Genomic DNA, 17,769 nt, shown 5'->3' on the forward strand with positions numbered 1-17,769 from the left:
TGTCGACCAAAGACGGTTAATCGGGCATTTTTATGGTTGTTCACTGGGGCACCTCGGATGATTGGTTTGGTTGGCGCCTCCAGTTTTCCGGGAATGCCCCGAGTGAACAACCTACAGAGAGATCACATCTAGCCCGGCCTGCTTCACCAAATTGCAAAAACCGCCCCAGGGCGGTTTTTTTATGGCCGGCGCTGACGGGTGGGGCCTATTGATAAATGAGTAAGGCATTGATCCTGTTCAACAACTTGAGTAACCAGTGCCAATCGTGACATAGTCGCCCCTCATGGTCATAAAACAGACAAGGAGAGTGTCATGTTGCTCAAACCCCTGGGGCTGGCCGTTGCCTTCGCCCTCCTGGCCGGTTGCGCCAGTGATAAGGGCTTTCACTATGCCCCGCCCCCCCAGACCCTGATCGCCCCGGAAGCCGCCAGCGGCTGGACAGACAAACAGGGCTGGCAGGGCCATGACTTCATGGTGGCTGCGGCCAACCCGCTGGCCGTGGATGCGGGCTACCAGATCATCCGGGCTGGCGGCAGCGCCGTGGATGCCGCCATCGCCGTGCAACTGGTACTGACTCTGGTGGAGCCGCAATCCTCCGGTATCGGTGGTGGCTCCCTGCTGCTGGTATGGGATGGCAGCAAGGTTGCGGCTGTGGATGGTCGCGAGACAGCCCCTGCCGCCGCCACGGATCAGCTGTTCATGAAGGATGGCAAGCCCATGGCCTTCTATGACGGCGTGGTGGGCGGTCGCTCTGTGGGTGCGCCTGGCACAGTGCGGGCGCTGGCGCTGGCCCATCAGCGCTATGGCAAGCTGCCCTGGGCTGCGCTGTTCGAGCCCGCCATCACCCTCGCGCAGCAGGGGTTTGTCATCAGCCCGCGCCTCGCCACCCTGCTGGCAAAAGACCCCTATCTCGCCAAAGACCCGGATGCCCGCGCCTACTTCTATCTGCCCGACGGCACACCAAGGCCTGCCGGCAGCACGCTCACCAACCCGGCGCTGGCCCGGGTGCTGAAGACCCTGGCCACACAGGGGGAGGATGCCTTCTATCAGGGGCCGCTGGCAGATGCCATGGTGGCCAAGGTGCGCCAGCATCCCACCAATCCCGGTGTGCTGGCGGCGGCCGATCTGGCCAGCTATCGCGCCAAGCTGCGCGACGGCCTCTGCTTTGACTACCGTCAGAGCCAGATCTGCGGCTTCCCGACCCCCTCCTCCGGCACCATAGCCCTGGGACAGATCTTCGGCATGCTGGAGAGCCGCAACATGGCAGCCCTCAAACCTGTGACGACGCCAGAAGGTCAGCTTGCCGCGTCAAGCGATGCCATCCACCTCTACAGCGAGGCGGCGCGGCTCGCCTTCGCCGATCGCAACCAGTATGTGGCAGACAGCGATTTTGTCAGCGTGCCGGTGAAGGGGCTGCTGGACAAGGGCTATCTGGCCGAGCGGAGCAAGCTTGTCGGCGAGCGCTCCATGGGGGTCGCCCAGCCCGGTATGCCGCCGCTGGCACTGGCTCGCGGCAAGGATGCGACCCCCGAGCTCCCCTCCACCAGCCATGTCTCCATCGTCGACAAGGCGGGCATGGCGGTCTCCATGACCAGTTCCATCGAGGATGGCTTCGGTTCGCGGCTGATGGTCAACGGCTACCTGCTCAACAACCAGCTCACCGATTTTTCCTTCACCTCGGTGGATGCCGCCGGTCTGCCGGTGGCGAATCGGGTCGAGCCTGGCAAACGGCCACGCTCCTCCATGTCCCCCCTGCTGGTGTTTGACAAGCCAAGTGGCGAGCTGACCATGACGCTGGGCTCACCGGGGGGCTCCGCCATCATCAACTACGTGGGCAAGACGCTGCTCGGCACCCAGGATTGGGGGCTGAACCTGCAGCAGGCCATCAACCTGCCCAACTTTGGCAGCCGCAACGGCCCCACCGAGCTGGAGGCGGGACGTACGCCCATGTCAGTGGTCGAGGAACTGAAGGCCAGAGGCCACGAAGTGGTACTGAGCGAGCAGACCTCGGGTCTGCAAGGGGTCGAGCGCAATGCCGGCGGCTGGTTCGGCGCCGCCGATCCGAGACGCGAGGGCATTGCCAAGGGCGAATGAGTGCCAGCGTATCTTCACCAAGGCGACCTCAGGGTCGCCTTGATGCTTGTTGTATCCTGGCACCCACTCATACAGGAAAAAATCATCAACGATGAATTATTCCTGCCAACGAAATGGACAAAGCCGTCTCTTCTCACCCTTAATTTCGACACCTATGCACTTTTAATCGCAAACAAGCGTCAAAATGTGGATAAATATTGCTTTTAAGCAAAATTTGTATTATTTTTCAACAGAAACGACAACTGTTGTCCTCAATATCCAGTGTTCGCTGCGGCCAACATCTGTCTCTTTCGCCCCCTGCTCATTGACAGCTGCCCTCTTCATCCCGTGCGGTGATCTGGTAGCCCCCTGACTGCCATTAGCGAGGTGACGACATGGACCACTCCCTTCCCCTGATTACCACCCTGGTTGGCGGCTTCGTGCTCGCCTACGTACTCGGCATGCTTGCCCATCGTCTCAAGATCTCCCCCATGGTGGGATATCTGGCGGCCGGGGTGATCTCGGGCCCCTTCACACCGGGTTATGTGGCCGACATGGCGCTGGTGCCCGAGCTGGCGGAGCTGGGGGTCATATTGCTGATGTTCGGGGTCGGCCTGCACTTCTCCTTCAGCGACCTGATGTCGGTGAAGAAGATCGCCATCCCGGGGGCCATAGTCCAGATAGCGGTCGCCACCTTGCTCGGCATGGGGCTCTCCTCCCTGCTGGGATGGGATCTCACCGCCGGCCTGATGTTCGGCCTCGCCCTCTCCACCGCCAGTACAGTGGTGCTGCTGCGGGCGCTGGAGAGCCGCCAGAACCTGGAGACCCTGCAGGGGCGCATCGCCATCGGCTGGCTCATCGTCGAGGATCTGGTGATGGTGCTGGCGCTGGTGATGCTGCCCATACTCGCCAATATTCAGCACGGCGATCAGAGCATGAGCTGGCAGAGCATAGCGCTGGATCTGGGCTGGACCCTCGGCAAGGTCGCCCTGTTCGTGGCGCTGATGATGGTGGTGGGTAGCCGCTTCATTCCCTGGTTGCTGGCTCACACCGCCAGCACTGGCTCCCGCGAGCTGTTCACGCTGGCGGTACTGACCGGCTCCCTTGGCATCGCCTTCGGGGCGGTCAAGCTGTTCGGCGTCTCCTTCGCCCTCGGTGCCTTCTTCGCAGGCATCGTCATGAACAGCTCCGAGCTGAGCCATCGCGCCGCCAACAACACGCTGCCGCTGCAGGATGCCTTTGCCGTGCTCTTCTTCGTCTCTGTGGGCATGCTGTTCAATCCCGCTGTGCTGCTGACGGATCCGCTGGCGGTGCTGGCCACCCTGTTCATCATCATGTTCGGCAAGTCGGTGGCGGCCTACGCCATAGTGCGGCTGTTTCGCTACAGCCAGCGCACCGCGCTCACCATCTCCGCCAGCCTGGCCCAGATCGGCGAGTTCTCTTTCATCCTGATTGGGCTCGCCATCGTGCTCAAGCTGGTGCCGGAAGCGGCTCGGGATCTGATCCTGGTAGGTGCCAGCCTCTCCATCATGCTAAACCCCCTGGTATTCAATGCCGTCGAGCGCTACCTGGAGAAGCACCCGGATGCCGACAACACCCAGGCACTGGCCGAGTGCAAGTGCCCGGCCGTCGAGATGAAGGAGCACACTGTACTGGTAGGCTTTGGCCGGGTCGGTCGCCTGCTGGTGGAAGGGCTGCAAGCCGCCGAGCGGCCGCTGGTGGTGATAGAGCAGGATCCGCACCGGCTGGAGAGCCTGCACCAGGCCGGGATCCCCCATATCAATGGCAACGTGGCAAACGATGAGGTGCTGTGTCGCGCCGCCATCGCCGATGCCAGCTGGCTGCTGGTGGCCATCCCCAACAGCTTCGAGGCCGGCGAGGCCATCGCCCAGGCCAGGCGGATCAATCCGGCCATCCGGGTAATCGCCCGCGCCCACAGCGATGACGAGGTCAGCTTCCTCACCCGGCAGGGGGCCGACAAGGTGATCATGGGGGAGCGGGAGATAGCGCTCGGTATGCTGGCGGAAACCACTGGCGCCCCTGCATAAGCCCGTCACCACCAGACAAGAAAGGGGCCCATGGCCCCTTTCGTTTATCCCGCAGTCCATCAGTGACTGAATCGTGCTGACGATGGCTGATGAGTCATATCGGCAATCCCGAACGCACCTCAGCGCCATGGCACAGTTTGGCTCCCTTCGTCAGCCCCCCAGCCGGGGCACCTTGGGTACCACCTTGCAACCACACTGCCACCCGCCTCCTTGTCAGCACAAAGCTCCGGCCAGCTCGGGACAAGCCCGGTGGTAAACAGCAGATTGTGCAGCGGCCCCCACCGGACGGGGGAGTCCGCATACCAGATGGGCAGATCCGGTGAACGCCCCCTTGGCTAGACTGGGGTGGTCGTCTTATGACACCCACCCATGCTAGTCACCTGTGACAATACCCGGAAGGATCCGACATGAAACTCTTTATGACCGCCCTCTTGCTTCCCCTGCTGCCCCTCGCCGTGCAGGCCGCTGAACCCGTCTGGATCACGGTCGGTGCCGATAGCGGCGTCGAACTCAGGCAGGTCAAGGCCAAGCTGGCCCCCCTGTTCAGCGCCAGCGGCGCCCCCATCCAGCTGGCCCAGATAGAGGCGAGTGAGCTGGGTACCCTCTCCCACCTGATGCATGAAGGCCACCAACGCTGTGGCGGCTATGTGGTTCACAGCACGCTGGCAGATGCGCTGCAGAGCATGGCCCAACCCCTCAGCCAGAACCTGTTCAGCCCGCCACCGCTGACTCAGGGTGCCAGTGTCAACCGACTGCTGCCCTATCTGGATCAGGGCAACATAGTGGGCACCATCAGCAAGCTCTCCAGCTGGCGCAACCGCTACTACACCACCACAACCGGGGTGCAATCCGCCGACTGGGTCGCCAGCCAGTGGCAGAGCCTCGGCAGTGCTCTGCCCTGGGCCAGCGTCAGCCGGGTCAAACACAGCGGCTATCCGCAGCAATCCGTGGTGCTGACCCTCAAGGGCAGCCGCTATCCTGACGAAGTCGTGGTGCTCGGCGGCCACCTCGACTCCACCGCAGGCTCGGCTCCCAACAGCCGCACCCTGGCCCCGGGCGCCGACGATGATGCCTCCGGCATCGCCACCCTGACCGAAGTACTGAGGGTCATCGCCGAGCAGGGCCGCCAACCGGAGCGCACCCTGCAATTTATAGGTTATGCGGCAGAAGAGGTGGGCTTGCGCGGCTCCAAGGACATAGCGACCCGCTACAAGGCGGCCAACACCAGGGTACTGGCCGCGCTGCAGCTGGACATGACCAACTATCAGGGCTCGGTTGAGGATATCGTCTTCATGACCGATTACACGGACAAGGGACTGACCGGCTATCTCACCCAGTTGCTTGACGCCTACCTGCCACAAATAAGCTATGGCTATGACAGCTGCGGCTACGGTTGCTCGGATCACGCCTCCTGGCACAATCAGGGCTATCCCGCCGCCATGCCGTTCGAGTCACGCTTCAACGACTACAACCCCAAGATCCACACAGCGCAGGATACCCTGCAAAACTCCGATGCCTCGGCTGGCCATGCCCTCAAGTTTGCCCAGCTGGCCACCAGCTTCGCCATCGAGATGGGCAAGATCAACTGAGTGACACCCGGTTGAACAAGCAGCAATAAGACAAGAAAGGGAGGCTCGGCCTCCCTTTCTTGCTTATCACACGGTTTTCAGCGGGATTGTGGATGCCAGCCAAGCAGAGTGGCCTGACGCAGCTCTTGCCAGGCTGGGCGGGAGAGAAGGGGTTCACTGGCCGCCAGCATCTGGTGCAATTCGGCGAGCTCAAGGGCGCTGACGTCCCCCTCCAGAGGCGCTGGATCATCCGGCCAGCAGCTGGCGGGCAGTGCCTGCATACCGAGCAGGGCGAGAGAGAGTATCAGCAGATAGGGCGCCATATTGCAGCTCTCATGTTCAGTCACAGTGTCTATTCTTGTCGAGACTGATGACGGCTTGATGACAGGGAAGGATCGTCATTTTACAACATCTGACGAGGCTGACTGGCGCCGAGACACATATGGCAACATTTATGCCAGATCTGCGAAAACCAGTTAATTTATGCCCTAAAAAGTAACCGGGAGGAAAACGTTATCCCTGAAAAGAAAACGTTATCTGGTCAAAACGTTGTTTCTGGATCATAAAAAGTATCCAAAAACTGGTGTATATTGCACGGCGGAAACTCCTTAACCATGAAGACTGACATGAAAAAGACCAAAATCGTCTGCACCATAGGTCCCAAGACCGAATCCAAAGAAATGCTGGCTAAAATGCTGGATGCCGGCATGAACGTCATGCGCCTGAACTTCTCCCACGGCGATTACGCCGAGCACGGTGGTCGTATCAACAACCTGCGCGCTGTCATGGCCGAAACCGGCAAGCACGCGGCCATACTGCTCGACACCAAGGGTCCGGAAATCCGTACCATCAAGCTGGAAGGCGGCAACGACGTTGCCCTGGTCGCTGGCCAGACCTTCACCTTCACCACCGACCAGACCGTCATTGGCAACAAAGACAAAGTGGCCGTGACCTATGCCGGTTTCGCCAACGACCTGCGCGTCGGCAACCGCATCCTGGTGGATGACGGCCTGATCGGCATGGACGTGATCGAAATCACCGAGCGTGAAGTCATCTGTAAAGTGCTGAACAGCGGTGATCTGGGCGAGAACAAAGGCATCAACCTGCCGGGCGTCTCCATCAAGCTGCCGGCCCTGGCCGAGAAAGACAAGCGCGACCTCATCTTCGGTTGCGAGCAAGGCGTTGATTTCGTTGCTGCTTCCTTCATTCGCAAGAAAGAAGACGTGCTGGAAATCCGTGAGCACCTGAGAGCCCACGGTGGCGAGAACATCCAGATCATCTCCAAGATCGAAAACCAGGAAGGCCTGGACAACTTCGACGAGATCCTGGCTGTCTCCGACGGCATCATGGTGGCACGTGGCGACATGGGCGTGGAAATTCCGGTTGAAGAAGTGATCTTCGCCCAGAAGATGATCATCACCAAGTGCAACAAGGCACGCAAAGTGGTTATCACCGCCACCCAGATGCTGGATTCCATGATCAAGAACCCGCGTCCGACCCGCGCCGAAGCTGGCGACGTGGCCAACGCCATCCTGGACGGTACCGATGCAGTCATGCTGTCCGGTGAGTCCGCCAAGGGCAAGTACCCGCTGGAAGCCGTGACCATCATGGCCACCATCTGCGAGCGTACCGATGCCGTGATGCCGTCCAACCTGTCTGCTGCCAACGACAGCAACAAGCTGCGCATCACCGAAGCGGTCTGTAAAGGCGCGGTCGAGACCTCCGAGAAGCTGGATGCCCCGCTGATCGTGGTCGCCACCGAAGGCGGCAAATCTGCCAAGGCCATTCGCAAGTACTTCCCGCAAGCCTGGATCCTGGCCATCACCACCAACAAGAAAACCGCTGCCCAACTGGTTCTGACCAAGGGTGTGGTGACTCACGTGGTTGACAGCATCGCCTCTACCGACGATTTCTATCGCATCGGCAAAGAAGCAGCGCTGGAAAGCGGCATGGGTCTGAAGGGTGACGTGGTCGTCATGGTCTCCGGTGCCCTGGTACCGAGCGGTACCACCAACACCGCCTCCGTTCACGTACTCTAATCAGTCCTGAACCGATAAAACGGCGCCTGCGGGCGCCGTTTTTTTTATCTGCCCCCCTGCTTCCCGTTCAAGCCCGGTGTTAGAATCCACGCGGATTCAATCCAAGTGGGAAATGTCCCAAATATCGCGTAATAACCCGGAAGTTTTATGCCCTCAACACGTTTCAAAAGAGCCTCGGCAGCCCTGTTGCCGCTGCTCTGCTTACTCATCAGCCTCTGCGCCCCGCAAGCCATGGCGCAGGATGTGCCCCAACGGGCCAGCGTACAGCGGGCGCTCGATGCCCTCGGAAAATCAGATGCCCTCACCGTCAGCCAGCAGGCCGACCAGAAGTTTCTGACAGACACCCTCAGCCTGCTCGACAGCATCGAGAAGGAGCACGCCAAGGCCAAGAGTCAAACCCAACGTCTCCGCTCTCTGCCGGGTGAGCTCAGGGACATCAGCGCCAAACTCGATGCCCTGACCCAGAACAAGAGCGCCGAGCAGATCAAGAGTGAGTACGCTCGCATGAGTCTGGCCGAGCTGGAGAGTCGCCAGCCCGAAGTCATTGCCAACATGCAGGATGCCCAGGAAACCCTCGGCACCATCGGCAGCCAGCTCACCAGTCTGCAAACCCTGCCTGAGCGGGCTCAGACCAACATGAGCCGTGCCTATCAGCGCAGCCAGGAGATCCGCACCCGCCTCAACGTCGGTGACGGCGTCAGCAGTGCCGAGAAGATGAAGCTGGGCGCAGAGCTGGCCTTGCTGGAATTGCAACTGGCCAATCTGCAAAAACAGCTGGATAACCGCACCAGCATGCAGGATCTGGCGGTCAAGCAACGGGACTACCAGAATGCCCGCCTCGCCAACGAAGAGCAAAAACTGCAACTACTGCAAGAGCAGAGCAGCGCCAAACGTCTAGGGGATACCGAAAAAACCGCAGAACAGACCGGCGAACTGGTCGCCATTGCCGACAACCCGCTGGTACAAAAAGAGCAGGAGCTCAATCATCAGCTCAGCCAGCAACTGGTCAGCGCCACCACCAATCTCAACAATCTGGTGCAGAAGAACCTGCAAGCCAAGAGCTGGCTGGAACGCGGCACCCAGACAGAGCGCAACCTGAACGAACAGGTACAGATGCTCAAGGGCAACCTGCTGCTGTCGCGCATCCTCTATCAGCTCTACCAGCAGCTGGAGTCGGCCCCTTCCACTCTGGTCAAGAATCTGGAAGAGCAGATCGCCGACCTGCATCTGGCACAGTTCGAACTGAGCCAGCAACGTGACCAACTGTTCCAGAAAACCCAGTATCTGGACAACCTGATCGCCAGCAGCAGCGAGCCGGTCAGTGCAGAGGACAGAGCCAGCCTCTCCACCCTGCTCGACACCCGCATCAGCCTGCTCGATCAGCTCAACCGTCAGCTCGACAGTCAGCTGACCAACGCCATCAGCCTGCAGCTGACCCAGCAGCAGCTGGCGCGGATCTACGCCTCCATCGAATTTACTCTGCAGCAACACATCTTCTGGGTCAGCAGCAACAAACCCATCGATGTAAAATGGTTTATCAGCTGGCCAGCCCAGGCTTACAAGCAAGCCTCAGACTGGGTGCTGAAACCGGACTGGGACGGCTGGGGCGAGAGACTGCTGCCGGTTTCCCTGCTCGCCTTCCCGCTGCTGCTGGTAGGTGGCCTGCTGATCTGGAAGCGCCCCTCCCTGCTCAATCGGCAGAAGAAGATCAACAAGGATCTGGGACGTTTTCGCCAGGACAGCCAGTGGCATACACCGCGCGCCCTGCTCTATACGGTGCTGCAGCGCCTGCCGGGCAGCCTCTTCATTCTGGCGGCCGGTCTCTGGCTTACTTACTGTGGCCTGCTCAGCCCCAAACTGATTTTCCAGATCACCCTCAACCTGGCACTCGGTTATCTGGTGTTCAGCGTCTATCTGGCGGTAATGCGCCCGGGCGGCATTGCTGAATCCCACTTCCGCATGCCGAAGGCCGAGTTGCAGGCCAAGCGCACCAGCATGCGCTATCTCTGGTTGCCGCTGCTGCCCCTCATCATGCTCTCTACCAAGGCGGTGGTAGAACCCTCGTCGCTGGGCAACGACGTTGTCGGTCAGGCGCTGACCCTGCTGCTGCTGGGCCTCACCACCTATCTGGTGTTCCCCATCTCTCGCGCCCTCATCAAGGGGGAGGGCAGCATGCAACAGTCGATCACTGCGGTCGCCCTGGCGCTGGCGCCGGTGGCACTGATGGTGCTGGTAGGACTGGGCTACTACTACACGGCGCTGAAACTGACCGGCCGTCTGGTGGAATCCTTCTACCTGCTAATCATCTGGAGCCTGGTCTACCGCACCTCACTGCGTGGTCTGGAGCTGGCGGCCCGCCGTCTGGCCTACCGCCGTGCCGTGGCCAAGCGTGAACACAAATCCCAGGAAGACGCGGAAGGTGGCGAGTCCATCGAAGAGCAGCCCATGGATCTGGAGGATGTCAGCCAGCAATCCCTGCGTCTGACCCGTACCGTGCTGCTGCTGGTATTCGGCGTCGCCTTCTACTGGCTCTGGTCCGATCTGGTGGCGGTCTTTTCCTACCTCGACAGCATGGTGCTGTGGCACAAGAGCGTGGGTTCTGGCACCAGTGCCGTGCTCTATCCCGTCAGCCTGAGCGATGTGCTGACTGCCATCTTCATGCTGGGCGCAGCCTGGTCACTGGCCCGCAACCTGCCCGGTCTGCTGGAGGTGCTGGTGCTTTCCAAGCTGCGCCTCGCCCAGGGGACGGCCTACGCCATCACCACCATGCTCAACTATGTGCTGATCGGTGTGGGTACCCTGACCGCCCTCTCCCTGATGGGCATGCAGTGGGACAAGCTGCAGTGGCTCGCCGCCGGTCTGACGGTCGGGATCGGCTTTGGTCTGCAGGAGGTGGTCGGCAACTTCGTCTCCGGCATCATCATACTGTTCGAGCGTCCGGTCCGGATCGGTGACACTGTCACCATTGGTACCTACTCGGGCACCGTCTCGCGGATCCGCATTCGGGCCACCACCATCACCGACTTCGATCGCAAGGAGGTGATCATCCCGAACAAGGCGCTGATGACGGAGCGCCTGATCAACTGGTCCCTGAGCGATACCGTCACCCGGGTGATCGTGCGGGTGGGTGTGGCTTACGGCTCGGATCTGGAGCTGACCCGCACCCTGCTCAAACAGGCAGCCGATGATAACAGCCGCGTGCTGAAAGACCCGGCTCCCATCGTCTACTTCCTCACCTTCGGGGCCAGTACCCTGGATCATGAGCTGCGTTTCTTCGTGAGTGAGCTCGGCGATCGCAACCCGGCCGTGGATGAACTGAACCGCAAGATCGACGCCCTGTTCAAGGCGAACGGCATCGAGATCGCGTTCAACCAGATGGATGTCTACATCAAGAACATGAAGGGCGAAGAGCAGAAAGTGGAGTCCGACTCCACCCAGCCCTCCGCCCTGCCGGGCCCGCAGCCCGGCTGATGCATCAGGTATCAAACGCCAAAGGCCCCGTCATGGGGCCTTTTCATTGCCAGTTCTCCATCAGCCCAGCCAACTGGCTTTGCCTCCATGGCAACCCCCTGTGCCCGACCCGAACAAAAGAACAGGCAAGATCCCGGGGGATGGGGATAAGATTGGCCTGCCGTTGCCCATAATCAGGAGTGAGAAGCACAATGCAGCAAGTCGTTTATGTCGCCAGCCCCGGCAGCCAGCAGATCCATGTGTTTTCCCTGGCCGACTCGGGGGAGATGCAACTCTTGCAAGTGGTAAGCACACAGGGTCAGGTACAGCCCCTGGTGATCAGCCCGGACGGAAAATGGCTCCATGCTGCCGTGCGCCCCGATTTTGCGGTGATAAGCTACCGGATCGACGCAGATGGCAAACTCGCAGAACAGGGCTCGGCCCCTCTGGCGGGCAGCGCCTCCCATACCGCTATCGATGCCAGCGGGCGTTTCCTGTTTGCCGCCTCTTATGCCTTCAACCACGTCACCGTCTCTCTCATCGATGCCAGCGGCATTGTGCAGGCGCCACACCAGCAGCTGGCCCCATTGATGACGGCTCACTCTGTTACCTTGCTGACCAACGAACAGGGAGAACAGGAGGCTTTGGTCGCCTGCCTCACCGAAGATGCCATCCGCCGTTTTATCCTCGGTGCTGATGGCCAACTGCTACCCCACCCTCTGGGGGACCTGCATACCGCCAAAGGGGCCGGGCCAAGACACTTGGCGCTGCATCCCGTCAATGGCGACATCTACTGCCTGAACGAGCTCGATTGCACCATCAACCGCTATCGGCGTGACGCGGGTGGCCAGATCAGCCAGCAACAGAACCTGGATATGCTGCCCAAGGGATATCAGGGAGAGCGCTGGGGGGCGGATCTGCATGTCACGCCGAACGGCCGTTTTCTCTACAGCTGCGAGCGGGCCAGCAGCCTGCTGACCCTGTTTGGCATAGCTGAGCAAGATGGCAGCCTGACCGCCCTCGCCCACTTCCCGACCGAGACCATGCCCCGCGGTTTTGCCATCGATCACAGCGGTCGCTATCTGGTGGCGGCCGGGCAGGCCTCTCACCAGATAGCCATCCACCGTATCGATCCCGATAGCGGCCAGCTAACCCTGCTCGCGCGCCATCCTGTCGGGGAAGGGGCCATGTGGGTGAGGATACTGGCCTTGCCAACACAGTGAGATGCGGACAGTAAAAAGCCATGGCAAGTGCCATGGCTTGAAATTGCTGTCTCGCTCTCTACCTCACTATCTATCTCACTCTGGCCGATCTAACCCCTGGTCACTTCCCCCAGGAATTCGGTGAAGCGCTGCCAGGCTTTTGCATCGGCATCGGCGCGGTAATTGTCCGAGCCAAACACACTGAACGCATGGGGGGCACCGCTGTAGCTGGTCGCCTCATGCTTGATGCCCGCACTCTCCAGCTCGGCGATGAGCGCCGCAAAATGACCGAGTGACACCGCCTGATCGGCACTCCCGTGCTGAATGAGCAAATTCGCCCGGGTCTGCTGGTAATCCTGCCCGGCCGGTGTCTCCAGCCCGCCATGCACACTGACGATCCCCTTGAGACTGGCACCGCTGCGGGCCAGCTCAAGCACAGCGGCACCGCCGAAGCAGTAACCGACGGCCACGGCATTATCCAGCCGCCCCCCCTGCTTCGCAGCCTCGGTCAAGGCCCCTTGTAACAGCTTGCGCATCCTGGGCCTGTCTTGGTACAGAGCACCGGTAAGCCGTTTCTTGTCCTCCATGGCGGTCGGCCTGACTCCTGCACCGAACAGATCGGCGGCAAAGACGTTGTAACCCAGCGCTACCAGCATCCTGGCTCGCTTGATTTCATACTCCGTCAACCCGTCCCAGTCATGTACCAGCACCACCAGCGGCGCCTGCTTGTCAGGGGCTGCCAGGTAGTAACCCTCGAAGGCTTGACCATCGACCTGATAGGGCACAGCCCCGGCCTGAACAGCGCCACCCCATAGCAGTCCAAGTAAAAGCAGCATCCATCTTCTCTTCATCTTTCTCTCCGGGTCATGAGCAAGCGTTCTGATTGTAGCCGCCGCGCCTGACGCCGCGACCCCCTTCTGCAAAGCGGATATGCAAAGGGGCCACTCGTGAATGGCCCCTGAAGATCGACAAACTCGTTATTCTGCTGATTTCGCCGCCCAATTGGCTGTGCTATCGGCATCTGTAATGCTTCATCATGAGCATTGGTTCCACCAAAACTCATACCCTGAACTGCTTGAGCAAGCTGTCGAGCTGGGCCGACAACTGGCGCAAGTCGCTGCTTGCCTCCGCTACCTGAGCCACCCGGGCGGCACTGTCATTATTGAGCCCGGCAATGCGATTGACACTGTTGCTGACCTCTTGCGCCACCGAATGCTGCTCTTCCGACGCCTGAGCGATATACATATTCATCTCGCGAATGAGACTGACCTGGGTCTTTATTTTCTCGACAGATACCTGCACATCTGCCGCTTCGACACCTGCCTGCGATGCTTTGTCCTGACTATGCTGCATGCCGGACACCACATTTTGTGTCGCCTGTTGCAGCCGCTTTATACTGGCACTGATCTCTTCGGTTGATTGCCGGGTACGCCCTGACAGGGTACGAACCTCATCGGCCACCACGGCGAAACCACGGCCCTGCTCTCCGGCTCTGGCCGCTTCAATGGCAGCATTGAGCGCCAGCAGATTGGTCTGCTCGGCAATGCCGTTGATCACTTCTATGATATTGCCGATGCTGCTGCTCTCCGTCGAGAGCGAGCGGATCAGGTTGGCGACCCGCTCCACCTCTCCCACCAGTTGATGAATGGCCTCATTGGCATGGCCCGCCAGGTTGTAGCCCTGATCGACATAGAGGCTGGCTTCATCGGTCGCACTTGAGGTTTTCACCGCATTGCCTGCGACCTCCTGTACTGCATGACTCATTTCGGTAATGGCGGTCGCCACCTGATCCAGCTCTGATTGCTGTTCATCACTGCCGCGGCGGGTATCGGTCGCCAGGGAATCGCACAGCTCCGCCGTTTGCAGTACACCGGCTGAGAGGGTGTTGATCTCGGCCACAGTGCCTTGCAGCTTGGCGATGAACTGATTGATGTTGCCAGCCAGAGCCCCCATCTCGTCCTGGCGGCGGATCTTGAGGCGCTGCGTCAGATCACCATCCCCCCGGGCCAAGTCAGAAACGGCTGAGTTCATTTGATGCAAGGGCCGCAGCACGTTGCGATGAATAAGCACCATCAGCAACAATATGATGCAGATATCGAGCACCACTATCTGCCAGACAGTGGTGATGAGCAGTTGGCGAAGCTGTATTTGAATGGTGTCATCGCTGGTCAGCACCAGCAGTTTGGCTACAGTGTTCTGCTGGCCATTGTCGTCATACACCAGATCATGACCACTATAGGCGGCGGTATCCGCTGGCAGCTGGGCGACCCCCTGAATGTCGCCAGCAGGCTCACGGGCAAACCCCGCCACCAGTTTATCTTTGTTCACTACCAGCAGGGCGCTGAGCGCATCGGCAGCCAGCTCCGATTTCAGCGATGCCTCGATAAACGCTGACTCGTAATTCCAGAGCGGGCCGGGCAAAGACAACTGCAGCCGGCTGATGGCCTGCTCGACCAGCGCGGCCTGTCTGTTATAGCTATCCGCTCTGGCGGCGCTGTAGTTGTAGCCGCCAAACAGCACCAGCAGCAGACTCACCGACAGGGAGGTCAGCACGGCAATCCTGAACTTCAGACTATTCCAATCCATGGTTCCCTCCCGACATCGATACTTGGCCGCTTCCTGGTGTTACTGGTACTTGGCATTGATCTTTTCGATGGTGCCGTCAGCCTTCATGGCGGCAAGGATCTCGTTGAGCTTGGTGATGAGATCATCCGGTGTCTCTTTGTTGAAGGCCAAACTCATTTGCGTTTCCTTGAACACAAATACCGGCTTGGGATTGGTGGTCTTCTCCTGATTGGCCAGATAAGGCGCCAGATATTCGCCGGTCGCCCACAAATCGATGCGGCCAGCCTCCAGCTTTTTCACGTTGGCCGTGTCATTGGCCGCCAGTTGCAGTTTGTCGAACCCCTGCGCCTTGAGGAACTCTGCCGCAGCATCACCGTTATAACCGCCGACTGAATACTGCTTGGCATCCTCCAGCGACGCTATCGTGATATTGGAGTCGGGATTGGCAAAAAAGACCCAGTTATTGTTGACCAGAGGACCAACCCATTTGAACAGAGCCTCCCGCTCGGAAGTCCGCGTCGTGGAGTAGAGGGCGTTATTGGGGGTGCTGAGCGTGTCTTCATAGGCACGCTTCCATGGCATCATGCTCAGCTTGTATTCGACGCCGGCCCGCTTGAGCAACTCTTCCACTACCTCGGTAGAGAGCCCGACGATCTTGCCCCCCTCCCCCTGCATGTTGAAGGGCGGATAATCCTCGGTCATCACATTCAGCGGTGCGGCCTGTACTGCGCTCATGGCCAATACCGAAGAGACGGAGAACAGGGCACTTTTCCACAACAGTTGATATGTCATTGCAACCTCACTTTGCTCATAACTCATCCCTAAATACCCGCCATTGTCGATGACTGGGCTGTCATGACCCTGGCTGGGTCGCGCCGGCTTTCACGGTTCACCGCCTTCATGACACATGTGGCAGCAAGCAGATGGGGGGTGGATCAGCTGTAGTAACGAGATAGTGGCTGACTTGGCTGACCAAAGGATCTGGTGATCAGGATGAGAAGTGGCTGCGCCATGATGGCCAGGGCTTGATGGGAAAATTGCCCGGTGCAATACCATGACAAGTCGTACAACCAGAGAGGCAAGGGACAAAAAAATGATTGAAAACACCCACATCCATTTTTTCATATTGCGCAGCATAACCTCAGAGCCAAACCTGTCCTTTAGCTAAGGTCACGAAAGCAGATACGTCAACACATACGCCAAATAGAGCGTTTCGTGCTGAAATGGTGCCAAATAACACCACAATGACCATACCTCATTCATTGCCAGACCAAAAACAGGAAGCCACCCTGAGGTGGCTTCCTGTTTTTCACAGTGAGCGGTAGCTCCCTTGCTTAATCCTTGGCGGCGTCCATCACGCCCTCTTCGGAATTGACAGGCAGGATCAGGTTGAGCAGGATGGCGGCGACCGAGGCCAGACCGACGCCAGCCAGGGCGAAGTCACCGATCTTCATCTCCAGCGCGCCGACGCCCACAGTCAGGGTCACGGCCACGATGGCGATATTGCGCGACAGTCCCAGATCCACCTTGGACTCCACCAGGGTCTTGAGACCGATGGCGGCGATGGATCCGAACAGCAGCAGCATGATACCGCCCATCACCGGCATGGGGATGGAGGTGAGCAGGGCGTTGAACTTGCCGAAGAAGGCCAGAATGATGGCAAACACGGCGGCCCAGGTCATGGTCACCGGGTTGAAGTTGCGGGTGATCATCACGGCGCCGGTCACTTCGGCGTAGGTGGTCACGGGTGGGCCACCGATGAAACCGGCGAAGCAGACACCTATGCCGTCACCGGCCAGGGTGCGGTGCAGGCCCGGGTTCTTGGTGTAGTCCTGCCCGGTCACACCGCCGATGGCGAGTACGCCACCTATGTGCTCGATACAGGGCGCTATGGCCACCGGCAGCATGAACAGCGCCGCGGCCCAGTTGATCTCCGGTGTTTCAAAATGGGGCAGTGCCAGCCAGGGAGCATTGATCATGCCCTCAAAGCTCACGTGGCCCATCAGCACGGCAGAGACGTAACCGGCAATCACACCGCACAGTATGGGAATGAGCTTGATCCAGCCCTTGCAGAACACGGCAGCAATCAGGGTCACCGCCAGCGAGATACCCGCCAGGGTCAAGGCCGTGGTGGGCGGAACTACCTGCTCGGCACCGGCACGTCCCATCGCCATGTTGCAAGCGACCTGGGCCACCGAGAGGCCGATCACCATGATCACGGGGCCAATCACCACAGGGGGCAGCAGCTTGTGCACAAAGCCCATGCCACGCACGCGAATGAGTGCCGCTAGGATGAAATACATGAAACCGGCGGCAAACAGGCCAAACATGGTGGACGGCAGTCCCCAGGTCTGGGTGGCGTAAATGATGGGGGCGATGAAGGCAAAGCTGGAACCGAGGAAAATCGGGACCTGGCGGCGAGTGCAGAGCTGGAACAGCAGGGTTCCCACACCAGCGCCAAGCAGGGCCATGGAGGGGTTCAGTCCGGTGAGCAGGGGCACCAGAACCATGGCACCGAAGGCGACAAACAGGATTTGCAGCCCGGCGACACTTTGCTTGACTAAGGAAAACATGGATGTCCTTAATTTTTTGATAACTGACAGGGATATTTGACACTTTTCAGTTATCACAAGACTTTTTCAAGGCACGAAACGAGCCATAAGGCGTCACTTGTTACCTTTTACTGCTTGGGGAGGGCATGAAACTGGCTTTTTAGGCGGGATTCGTTGCTACAAGCATCGAGTATGCGATTTTACGCACTTTTGTGGCAGACGCCAATCGTTTTTCCTTCATGCTTATTGTGTTCATGGTCAAAAGTTCCGCC

Annotated in this window: 11 protein-coding genes; 6 read left to right on the forward strand and 5 right to left on the reverse strand. The window is 59.6% G+C overall.

What is annotated here, in order from left to right:
• The first annotated feature begins 312 nt into the window (after positions 1–312).
• The 3 genes from ggt to GWQ31_RS06875 all read left to right on the forward strand — a co-directional run bounded on the left by ggt (position 313) and on the right by GWQ31_RS06875 (position 5,710).
• On the forward strand, positions 313–2,094 hold the full coding sequence (gene ggt / locus GWQ31_RS06865; protein WP_275908966.1) for a gamma-glutamyltransferase: 1,782 nt from the start codon (positions 313–315) through the stop codon (positions 2,092–2,094).
• 374 nt (positions 2,095–2,468) lie between these two features.
• Positions 2,469–4,121 (forward strand): YbaL family putative K(+) efflux transporter, encoded by a 1,653-nt coding sequence (ybaL, locus tag GWQ31_RS06870; protein WP_275908967.1) that lies wholly within the window; start codon positions 2,469–2,471, stop codon positions 4,119–4,121.
• 407 nt (positions 4,122–4,528) lie between these two features.
• The gene (locus GWQ31_RS06875) at positions 4,529–5,710 is read left to right on the forward strand and encodes a M28 family metallopeptidase (RefSeq protein WP_265433678.1); all 1,182 of its coding nucleotides are present in this window, start codon (positions 4,529–4,531) and stop codon (positions 5,708–5,710) included.
• A gap of 77 nt (positions 5,711–5,787) precedes the next feature.
• Here GWQ31_RS06875 and GWQ31_RS06880 read toward each other — a convergent pair whose 3' ends face one another.
• Positions 5,788–6,012 (reverse strand): hypothetical protein, encoded by a 225-nt coding sequence (locus tag GWQ31_RS06880; RefSeq protein ID WP_275909082.1) that lies wholly within the window; start codon positions 6,010–6,012, stop codon positions 5,788–5,790.
• 303 nt (positions 6,013–6,315) lie between these two features.
• Between GWQ31_RS06880 and pykF the strand changes: the two genes are divergently transcribed.
• The 3 genes from pykF (at position 6,316) to GWQ31_RS06895 (ending at position 12,401) form a co-directional block, all read left to right on the forward strand.
• A complete protein-coding gene (pykF, locus tag GWQ31_RS06885) occupies positions 6,316–7,728 on the forward strand; it encodes a pyruvate kinase PykF (RefSeq protein ID WP_099992100.1) in 1,413 nt (470 codons plus the stop codon).
• 147 nt (positions 7,729–7,875) lie between these two features.
• Positions 7,876–11,199: a mechanosensitive channel MscK gene (gene mscK / locus GWQ31_RS06890; protein ID WP_275908968.1), complete on the forward strand. Its 3,324-nt coding sequence runs from the start codon at positions 7,876–7,878 to the stop codon at positions 11,197–11,199.
• Between the two features lie 191 nt (positions 11,200–11,390).
• Complete coding sequence (locus GWQ31_RS06895) at positions 11,391–12,401, forward strand: beta-propeller fold lactonase family protein (protein WP_275908969.1); 1,011 nt, start codon at positions 11,391–11,393, stop codon at positions 12,399–12,401.
• An 89-nt stretch (positions 12,402–12,490) separates the two neighbouring features.
• On the opposite strand, the gene GWQ31_RS06900 is transcribed toward GWQ31_RS06895, so the two are convergent.
• From GWQ31_RS06900 to GWQ31_RS06915, 4 genes are all read right to left on the reverse strand, one after another.
• Entirely contained in the window at positions 12,491–13,231 is a 741-nt protein-coding gene (locus tag GWQ31_RS06900) for a dienelactone hydrolase family protein (protein ID WP_265433675.1), read from the reverse strand.
• A 208-nt stretch (positions 13,232–13,439) separates the two neighbouring features.
• On the reverse strand, positions 13,440–14,966 hold the full coding sequence (locus GWQ31_RS06905; protein ID WP_275908970.1) for a methyl-accepting chemotaxis protein: 1,527 nt from the start codon (positions 14,964–14,966) through the stop codon (positions 13,440–13,442).
• A gap of 39 nt (positions 14,967–15,005) precedes the next feature.
• Positions 15,006–15,737 carry a transporter substrate-binding domain-containing protein gene (locus GWQ31_RS06910; RefSeq protein WP_275908971.1) on the reverse strand — a complete coding sequence of 244 codons (732 nt, stop codon included), beginning with the start codon at positions 15,735–15,737 and terminating at the stop codon, positions 15,006–15,008.
• Positions 15,738–16,279: 542 nt separating this feature from the next.
• The gene (locus GWQ31_RS06915; RefSeq protein WP_275908972.1) at positions 16,280–17,518 is read right to left on the reverse strand and encodes a uracil-xanthine permease family protein; all 1,239 of its coding nucleotides are present in this window, start codon (positions 17,516–17,518) and stop codon (positions 16,280–16,282) included.
• Positions 17,519–17,769 lie beyond the last annotated feature (251 nt).

The sequence above is a fragment of the Aeromonas sp. 2MA4 genome (assembly GCF_029237305.1).
Taxonomy (GTDB): Bacteria; Pseudomonadota; Gammaproteobacteria; order Enterobacterales; family Aeromonadaceae; genus Aeromonas; species Aeromonas salmonicida.

Bases quoted from the DNA above. Each gene is read 5' to 3' on its own strand.
- ggt (WP_275908966.1), top strand. From the start codon at position 313: ATGTTGCTCAAACCCCTGGGGCTGGCCGTTGCCTTCGCCCTCCTGGCC.
- ybaL (WP_275908967.1), top strand. From the start codon at position 2,469: ATGGACCACTCCCTTCCCCTGATTACCACCCTGGTTGGCGGCTTCGTG.
- GWQ31_RS06875 (WP_265433678.1), top strand. From the start codon at position 4,529: ATGAAACTCTTTATGACCGCCCTCTTGCTTCCCCTGCTGCCCCTCGCC.
- GWQ31_RS06880 (WP_275909082.1), bottom strand. From the start codon at position 6,012: ATGGCGCCCTATCTGCTGATACTCTCTCTCGCCCTGCTCGGTATGCAG.
- pykF (WP_099992100.1), top strand. From the start codon at position 6,316: ATGAAAAAGACCAAAATCGTCTGCACCATAGGTCCCAAGACCGAATCC.
- mscK (WP_275908968.1), top strand. From the start codon at position 7,876: ATGCCCTCAACACGTTTCAAAAGAGCCTCGGCAGCCCTGTTGCCGCTG.
- GWQ31_RS06895 (WP_275908969.1), top strand. From the start codon at position 11,391: ATGCAGCAAGTCGTTTATGTCGCCAGCCCCGGCAGCCAGCAGATCCAT.
- GWQ31_RS06900 (WP_265433675.1), bottom strand. From the start codon at position 13,231: ATGAAGAGAAGATGGATGCTGCTTTTACTTGGACTGCTATGGGGTGGC.
- GWQ31_RS06905 (WP_275908970.1), bottom strand. From the start codon at position 14,966: ATGGATTGGAATAGTCTGAAGTTCAGGATTGCCGTGCTGACCTCCCTG.
- GWQ31_RS06910 (WP_275908971.1), bottom strand. From the start codon at position 15,737: ATGACATATCAACTGTTGTGGAAAAGTGCCCTGTTCTCCGTCTCTTCG.
- GWQ31_RS06915 (WP_275908972.1), bottom strand. From the start codon at position 17,518: ATGTTTTCCTTAGTCAAGCAAAGTGTCGCCGGGCTGCAAATCCTGTTT.